Below are 7,105 nucleotides of genomic sequence, written 5' to 3' on the forward strand. Positions count from 1 at the left end.
GCCGACCGCGGTGAGAGGTCCGCGGCCGGCCGTTCAGGGGTTCAGCGGATCACGCGGCAGGCGCGCTCCACTGCTGGTTGGCAGCGCCGGTGCAGTCCCAGATCTGCAGCCGGGTGCCGTTGGCGGAACTGGGTCCCGTGGCGTCCAGGCATCTGCCGGACTGCGGGTTGACCAGCGAGTTGTTCGCCCCTCGGGTCCACACCTGGGAGCCGGTGCCGTTGCAGTCGTAGAGCTGGACCTGGGTGCCGTTGGCGGTGCCGGCCGAACTGACGTCCATGCACTTGCCGAGCGCCTGGAGGGTGGAGCCGGAGGCGGTCCACTGCTGGGCGGAGGTGCCGTTGCAGTCGTAGAGCTGCACCGCGGCGCCGTTGGCGCTGCTGGCGCCGGCGACGTCGACGCACTTGCCGCCGTAGCCGGTGATGGTGCCGGTGTGGCCGGTGCCGGTGCCGGTCCCGCCGCTGCCCGGCGTACCCGACCAGGTGAAGGTGGCGGAGGCGCCGCCGGGCAGCGAGTAGGAGAAGTTCTCGTTGCCCCAGTTGACCCGCAGCGTCTGCGCGGAGGACGACTCGTTGTAGGCGATGAGCGCCTTGGAGCCGTCGGGGTTGCGCCAGGCCACGTTGCGGACGGTGGAGTTGTCGGTGGAGGCGATACGGGTCGCGCCGGGCTTCACGAACTTCGTGAGGTGGCCCATCGTGTAGTACTCGATCGTGTAGTCCACCTGCCCGCTGCGGCTGTCACCGTTGTGCACGGTGATCAGGCCGGTGCAGGTGCCGCAGCCGCCGTTGTGCGGGCCCATGTTCTGATCGACCGCCAGGCTCCACTTGACCCAGCTCTGGCCCCAGTTGCGGGTGTAGTCGATCAGGTTCTCCATGTCCTCCTTCTGCTGGTTGCCGATCCAGGTGCCCCCGGAGTGCTCGGTGTCGAAGGCGGGCAGGTTGGGGTACTGGTTGTGGATCGTGGTCTGCTCGGAGACGTTGCCGCCGTAGCCGTGCCACGCGATGCCGCCGAAGTTGGGGTCGTTGCGGATCGACGCGTCGGTGACGGTGGGCGCGGCGTAGCTGTCGTAGGTGTCCCAGTTCCAGTCCAGCGCCAGGACCTTGGTGGACAGCCCGGCCGCGTGCAGCGCGGGCAGCAGGTTCGTCTTGGTGAAGTACGCCAGACCCGAGCCGTTCCACTGCGCCGACGGGTAGCCGGAGCAGCAGGTGGGCTCGTTCTGCACGGTGACGTAGTCCACCGGCACACCCTGCGCCTGGTAGGCCTGGAGGTACTTGACGAAATACTGCGCGTAGGCCGCGTAGTACTGCGACTGCAGCCAGCCCTGGCTGTAGGCGCCGTTGTCCTTCATCCACGGCGGCGGGGTCCAGGGGGTGCCCATGACCTTGACGTTCGGGTTGAGCTGGCGGGCCTGCTTGGTGAGCGGGACGACGTCCGCGAGGTCGTGGGCGATCGAGAAGTGCGCGAGCGTCGGGTCGGTCTGGCCGGCCGGCATGTCGTCGTAGGTGTAGCTGTTGCGGGCCAGGTCGGAGGCGCCCATCGGGTTGCGCAGGAAGCCCAGGCCGATCCCGTTGACCGGGTCGAAGAGCTTCTGCATGACCGTGTTGCGGGTGGAGGACGACAGGGCCCCGCTGCTGTTCATCAGCCAGGCGGCGGTGTCGGTGAAGGACGCGCCGCCGCCGGTGAACTGCTGGTAGGTGGTGCCCTCGTCCACCGTGACGTTCTGCCCGGAGCCGCCGGTGCCTGCGGCGAAGGACACCGCGGACTGCTGCTCCAGACCCTTGGTGACGTTGCGGCCGCCGGAGTCGCTGGTGGTGGTGAGGTAGACCTGGACGCTCTCGCCCGCGGCGTGCGCGGACGTGGGGACCGCGAGCACCGGGACGACGGCCGCCGCGGCGGCGGTGAGGATCCCGACGGCGGTACGCCGCAGCCGGGATGCGGAGGATCTGCCCGTGTGGGGCCGGGTTGCTGCGCTCATGAGTCGTTGCCTTTCTCGGCACGATGGCATGGGCCTGACAGGGTCAAGCGTGCAGCGAGGGGGTCCGCACGCTTGTTTCATCACTTGTTTCACGACTTATATCGCGACGTGATTTAACTAGGGCGTCTCCCGGCCGTCAAGGGATCGGGAACGGGGCGGCGCCATGAAACGCCATGTAACGCACCGCCGTTGGACGGGCGCACGAAAGCGCCCGCACCGGTGCGGTGCGGGCGCGGAGGCCGGGAGCTACGCGCTCCTGGGCGCGGTGCTGCCGCGCGGGACGAGGGCGGGGGCCGGGAGCTGGATGTCCGGGACGGGCCCGCCGTCGATGAGCGCGAGCAGCGCCGTGGCGGCCCGCTCGCCGTACTCCATCACCCGCCGGCTGACCGCGGTCAGCGCGGGGTGCACCAGCCGGCACAGCTCGCTGTCGTCCCACGCGACGAGGGAGAGCCGACCGGGGACGTGCACGCCCATCTCCTGGGTGACGCTCAGCGCGGCGACGGCCATGACGTCGTTGTCGTACACGATCGCGGTGGGCCGCGCCGAGCCGGACAGCAGCCGCCGGGTGGCGCGGGCGCCCGCCTCGCCGGAGTAGTCGGTGTAGACGCACGGCACGCCTTCGAGGCCGAGCTCCGCGGCCGCGGACTCGAAGGCCTCGCTGCGCTCACGGGTGTGCACGAAGTCGGCGGGGCCGGCGACCCGGGCGATCCTGCGGTGACCCATCGCCGCGAGGTACGCGAGCGTCTCGCGCACGGCCGCGCCGTCGTCGAACCACACCGAGGGCACCCCCGAGGACTCCGGCGCGTGCCCGACCACCACGGCGGGCAGGCCCAGCTCCGCGACGAGGCCGAGCCGGGCGTCCTGCTCGCGCAGGTCGACCAGCAGCACGCCGTCCACCCGGCGCTCGCCCCACCAGCGGCGGTACGCCGCCTCCTCGGCCCTGGCGTCGTCGGTGACCTGGAGCAGCAGCGCGGTGCCGGTGGCGGCGAGACCGGCCTCGACACCGGAGATGAGCTGCATGAAGAACGGCTCGATGCCCAGCACCCACGCCGGGCGGTCCACCACCAGGCCGATCGCGCCGCTGCGCCCGTCGGAGAGCGCGCGGGCCGCGCTGCTGGGGTGCCAGCCCATCCGCGCCGCGATCTCCAGGATCCTGGCCCTGGTCTGCTCCGAGACCCCCGCCTTGCCGTTGAGCGCGTAGGACACCGCGCCCTTGGACACGCCGGCGGCCTCGGCGATGTCGGCGATGGTGGGACGCTTCTTGGGGCTCATGGGGCCTCGATACGGCGGACGGCCCGCGGACCTGCGAGCCGGCTACGGCTGGCCGGGCGGCGGGCAGGCTGACGGGTGATCGGGGGATCGGCGCCCATACTTTAACAACGCGGGCGGCGGCCCGGCACGGCTGCCGGGACGCCGCCGGCCCCTGCCCGGGGCCCGCGCCCGGTCAGCCGCGGGTCGCCGCGATCTCCAGCCGTACGTAGTCGACGACCGGCTCGGCCAGGCGCGCGGCCACCGCTGCCACGAACGGCTCGCGGTCGTCCTCGGCCATCGCGTCCAGGTAGGCGCCCAGCACGACGGTGGCCAGGAAGGCCTCCAGCTGCTCGCCGGGCTCGAAGCGGGCCGGGTCGGGCCGCAGTTGCACCTCGATGCCGGTGAAGCCCGCGGCGGCCAGCCGCTGCCGGGTGTCCTCGACGCCGGCGAACTCCCATGCGTCACGGGCCTCGCCGTTCACGTCGGCGACGGCGGCGTTGACCGCCGCGATGTTGCCGCGGCCGCCGCATTCGGTGACCAGCCGGGCGCCCGGGCGCATCCGCCCGGCCAACGAGGCGAAGAGGGCGGCGTGGTCCTCGATCCAGTGGAAGGCGGCGACGCTGAAGACGGCGTCCACCTCGCCGTCGAAGGGCAGCGGCTTCGTCAGGTCGGCGTGCACGACCTCGACCCGGTCCAGCCTGCCGTCCAGCCGCTCGCGCAGCTGGTCCAGCATGCGGACGGATCCGTCCACGGCGACCACCTGCCCCTGCGGCAGCCGGTCCAGCAGGCCGGCGGTGTCACGCCCCGTGCCGCAGCCCGCGTCGAGCACCCGCTCGTCGCCGCGCAGCTCCAGCCGCCCCAGCGTGCGGCGACCCCACCCCAGGTGGGGCAGGGGCAGCGAGTCGTAGGTCTTGGCGTCCCATTCCCGAGGCATGGCGCGGCCCTTCCGTGGTCATGTCCCGCCGCGGCACGGCGGATCCGACGGCAACACTACGCGCGCCGTCCGTATAGTGACATCGTCATCTTACAATGTGGGCACCGGGGTCGACCAGACCGGCGTGCGGTCCTTGTCCACCAGCGCGGCCCGCACCCCCTCCTGGAAGTCCGCGCTGACCGCCGTGCGGCAGGCCAGCTCCAGTTCGCGCGCCAGGCACTCCTCCAGCGTCGACCCCGCACCCGCCCGCAGCAGGCCCGCGGTGGCCGCGAGGCTCGCGGGCGAGGCGGCGTCGAGCAGCGCGAGCGTCTCCCGCGCCCACTCCGGCTCCTGCGCCTCGGCCGCCAGCCGGGCCCGCACCCGCGCCGGGTCCGGCTCGGCGAAGCAGCGGGCCACGGCGCCGGCGTGCGCGGGGCGCTCCGGGACGGGCGCCGCGAAGCTGCGCAGGACCGCGTCAGGGGGCGCGCCACCCGCGGTCAGCACGGCCCGCAGGGCGGGCAGGTCGGCCGCCGGCACGTGGTGCGTCGCGAGCCCGCACGCCACCGCGTCGAGGCCGCCGATCCGCGCGCCGGTCAGCCCCAGGTACCAGCCGTACGCGTCCGGCAGGCGCGGCAGGAAGTAACTGGCGCCGACGTCGGGGAAGAAGCCGATGGCCGTCTCCGGCATCGCGAGCGAGGCGCGCTCGGTGACCACCCGGGCCGACCCGTGCACGGAGATGCCGAGCCCGCCGCCCATCGCGTAGCCGTCGATCAGCGCGGTGTACGGCTTCGGGTAGCCGGCGATCAGCGCGTCGAGGGCGTACTCGGCGGTGAAGTAGCCGCGCACCGCCTCGCCGTCGCCGGACGCGCCCGCCGCCCGCACCGCCACGATGTCGCCCCCGGCGCAGAACGCCTTCGGCGAGGTGCTGACGACCAGGACGGAGCGGACGGCCGGGTCGTCCCGCCAGCGCGCGAGGGCGTGCGTCAGGAGCCGGACCATCGTGAGGTCCAGCGCGTTGAGGGCGGCGGGCCGGTCCAGCTCGATCACCGCCGTACCGTCCGCCCCTACCCGGGTCTGCACCGGTGCGGGCCCGTTGCTGCCTGTCATGCGGCTCCTTCCGCCGTCGTCCGCCCCCATCCAACACCGCCCGCCCTCCGCCCTGAGCTGCGGTGCCGGTCCCCCGGGCGGCGCGGTCGGCCCGCGCCCCCGGTGTGGCCGCGGGGCGGGGTTGGTAGGCTCGGGGCGGAGCCGTGACTGGCGCGCTGGGATGGGGTCAACCATCGGGGAGCGGCTCGACCGGAAAGATCCGGAAGAACGAAGTGCCGTGCGCCTGGGCCGTCCCGTTGACCAACCGGAGGACCGCCGTGGCAGCGCCCGAGCAGCCGTACAGCACCGAGTCGATCGCCTTCCGCAGTGCCCTGGACGTGATCCGGGGGGTGGAGCCGCGGGTCGCGGACGCGATCGCCGGTGAGCTCACCGACCAGCGCGAGATGCTCAAGCTCATCGCCAGCGAGAACTACGCGTCGCCCGCCGTGCTGCTGGCGATGGGCAACTGGTTCAGCGACAAGTACGCCGAGGGCACCATCGGCCGCCGCTTCTACGCGGGCTGCCGCAACGTCGACACCGTCGAGGCGCTGGCCGCCGAGCACGCCCGCGGCGTCTTCGGCGCCGCGCACGCGTACGTGCAGCCGCACTCCGGGATCGACGCGAACCTCGTGGCCTTCTGGGCGGTGCTCTCGCAGAAGGTCGAGACCCCGGGCCTGGCCAGGGCCGGGGTGCGGCAGGTCAACGACCTGTCCGAGCAGGACTGGGCGCAGCTGCGCGCCGAATTCGGCAACCAGCGGATGCTCGGCATGTCGCTGGACGCCGGCGGCCACCTCACCCACGGCTTCCGGCCGAACATCTCCGGCAAGATGTTCGACCAGCGCAGCTACGGCACGGACCCGGTGACCGGCCTGCTGGACTACGACGCGCTGCGCGAGACCGCGCGCGAATTCCGCCCGCTCATCATCGTCGCGGGCTACTCGGCCTATCCGCGGCTGGTCAACTTCCGCATCATGCGGGAGATCGCGGACGAGGTCGGCGCGACGCTCATGGTCGACATGGCGCATTTCGCGGGCCTGGTCGCGGGCAAGGTGCTGACCGGCGACTTCGACCCGGTGCCGCACGCGAACATCGTGACGACCACGACCCACAAGTCGCTGCGCGGTCCGCGCGGCGGCATGGTGCTGTGCGACGACACCCTGGCCGAGCACGTCGACCGGGGCTGCCCGATGGTGCTCGGCGGCCCGCTGCCGCACGTCATGGCGGCGAAGGCGGTGGCGCTCGCGGAGGCCTCCCGGCCCGAGTTCGGCGCGTACGCGCACCGGATCGTCGACAACGCGCGGTCGCTCGCCGAGGGCCTTCTCCACCGCGGCGCGAAGCTGGTCACCGGTGGCACCGACAACCACCTGGTGCTCATCGACGTGTCGGGCTACGGGCTGACGGGGCGGCAGGCGGAGGCGGCGCTGCTGGACGCGGGCATCGTCACCAACCGCAACTCCGTCCCGCAGGACCCGAACGGCGCCTGGTACACCTCGGGCATCCGGATCGGCACCCCGGCGCTCACCACCCGCGGCCTCGGCGCGCCGGAGATGGACGAGATCGCCGGGCTGATCCACACCGTGCTGTCCGGGACGACGGCGGCGGCCGCGCCCAAGGGCGGGCTGTCGAAGGCGCACCACGTGCTGGACGGCGCGGTCGCCGACGAGGTCGCCAAGCGCGCGGCGGACCTGCTGTCCGGCTTCCCGCTCTACCCGGGCATCGACCTGAGCTGACGCGGCGGCGCGCAGCCGCGCGAGCGTGACATGGGTGTGGGGGGGGGGGGGGGGGGGGGGGCGCCCCCCCGCCGGGGGGGGGGGGGGGGCCGCGGGGCCCCGCGGGGGGGGGGGCGGCGCGGGGGCAACAACACCCCGGGGCGGCGGCCGGCG

5 protein-coding genes and 1 riboswitch are annotated in these 7,105 nt (G+C 73.3%); of the genes, 1 reads left to right on the forward strand and 4 read right to left on the reverse strand.

All coding sequences use genetic code 11. From position 1 onward, the window contains the following. Window positions 1-49: 49 nt before the first annotated feature. The 4 genes from ACH4SL_RS32510 to ACH4SL_RS32525 form a co-directional block, all read right to left on the reverse strand. Entirely contained in the window at window positions 50-1,972 is a 1,923-nt protein-coding gene (locus ACH4SL_RS32510; protein ID WP_398452472.1) for a ricin-type beta-trefoil lectin domain protein, read from the reverse strand. Between the two features lie 246 nt (window positions 1,973-2,218). Beyond that, window positions 2,219-3,244, reverse strand: a complete 1,026-nt coding sequence (locus ACH4SL_RS32515) for a LacI family DNA-binding transcriptional regulator (protein ID WP_398452475.1) — start codon at window positions 3,242-3,244, stop codon at window positions 2,219-2,221. A 172-nt stretch (window positions 3,245-3,416) separates the two neighbouring features. Continuing rightward, window positions 3,417-4,157, reverse strand: a complete 741-nt coding sequence (locus tag ACH4SL_RS32520) for a class I SAM-dependent methyltransferase (protein ID WP_398452479.1) — start codon at window positions 4,155-4,157, stop codon at window positions 3,417-3,419. A 90-nt stretch (window positions 4,158-4,247) separates the two neighbouring features. After that, complete coding sequence (locus ACH4SL_RS32525; RefSeq protein ID WP_398452481.1) at window positions 4,248-5,243, reverse strand: enoyl-CoA hydratase/isomerase family protein; 996 nt, start codon at window positions 5,241-5,243, stop codon at window positions 4,248-4,250. A 133-nt stretch (window positions 5,244-5,376) separates the two neighbouring features. Beyond that, window positions 5,377-5,479: riboswitch (ZMP/ZTP riboswitch) on the forward strand. Between the two features lie 21 nt (window positions 5,480-5,500). Between ACH4SL_RS32525 and ACH4SL_RS32530 the strand changes: the two genes are divergently transcribed. After that, window positions 5,501-6,952 (forward strand): glycine hydroxymethyltransferase, encoded by a 1,452-nt coding sequence (locus tag ACH4SL_RS32530; RefSeq protein ID WP_398452484.1) that lies wholly within the window; start codon window positions 5,501-5,503, stop codon window positions 6,950-6,952. Window positions 6,953-7,105 lie beyond the last annotated feature (153 nt).

Origin of the sequence: Streptomyces sp. NPDC021020, from assembly GCF_044333285.1 — a bacterium.
In the GTDB taxonomy this organism is placed as follows: Bacteria; Actinomycetota; Actinomycetes; order Streptomycetales; family Streptomycetaceae; genus Actinacidiphila.

Excerpts from the sequence above, each read along its gene's own strand:
- ACH4SL_RS32510 (WP_398452472.1), bottom strand. The coding sequence starts at position 1,972 with ATGAGCGCAGCAACCCGGCCCCACACGGGCAGATCCTCCGCATCCCGG.
- ACH4SL_RS32515 (WP_398452475.1), bottom strand. The coding sequence starts at position 3,244 with ATGAGCCCCAAGAAGCGTCCCACCATCGCCGACATCGCCGAGGCCGCC.
- ACH4SL_RS32520 (WP_398452479.1), bottom strand. The coding sequence starts at position 4,157 with ATGCCTCGGGAATGGGACGCCAAGACCTACGACTCGCTGCCCCTGCCC.
- ACH4SL_RS32525 (WP_398452481.1), bottom strand. The coding sequence starts at position 5,243 with ATGACAGGCAGCAACGGGCCCGCACCGGTGCAGACCCGGGTAGGGGCG.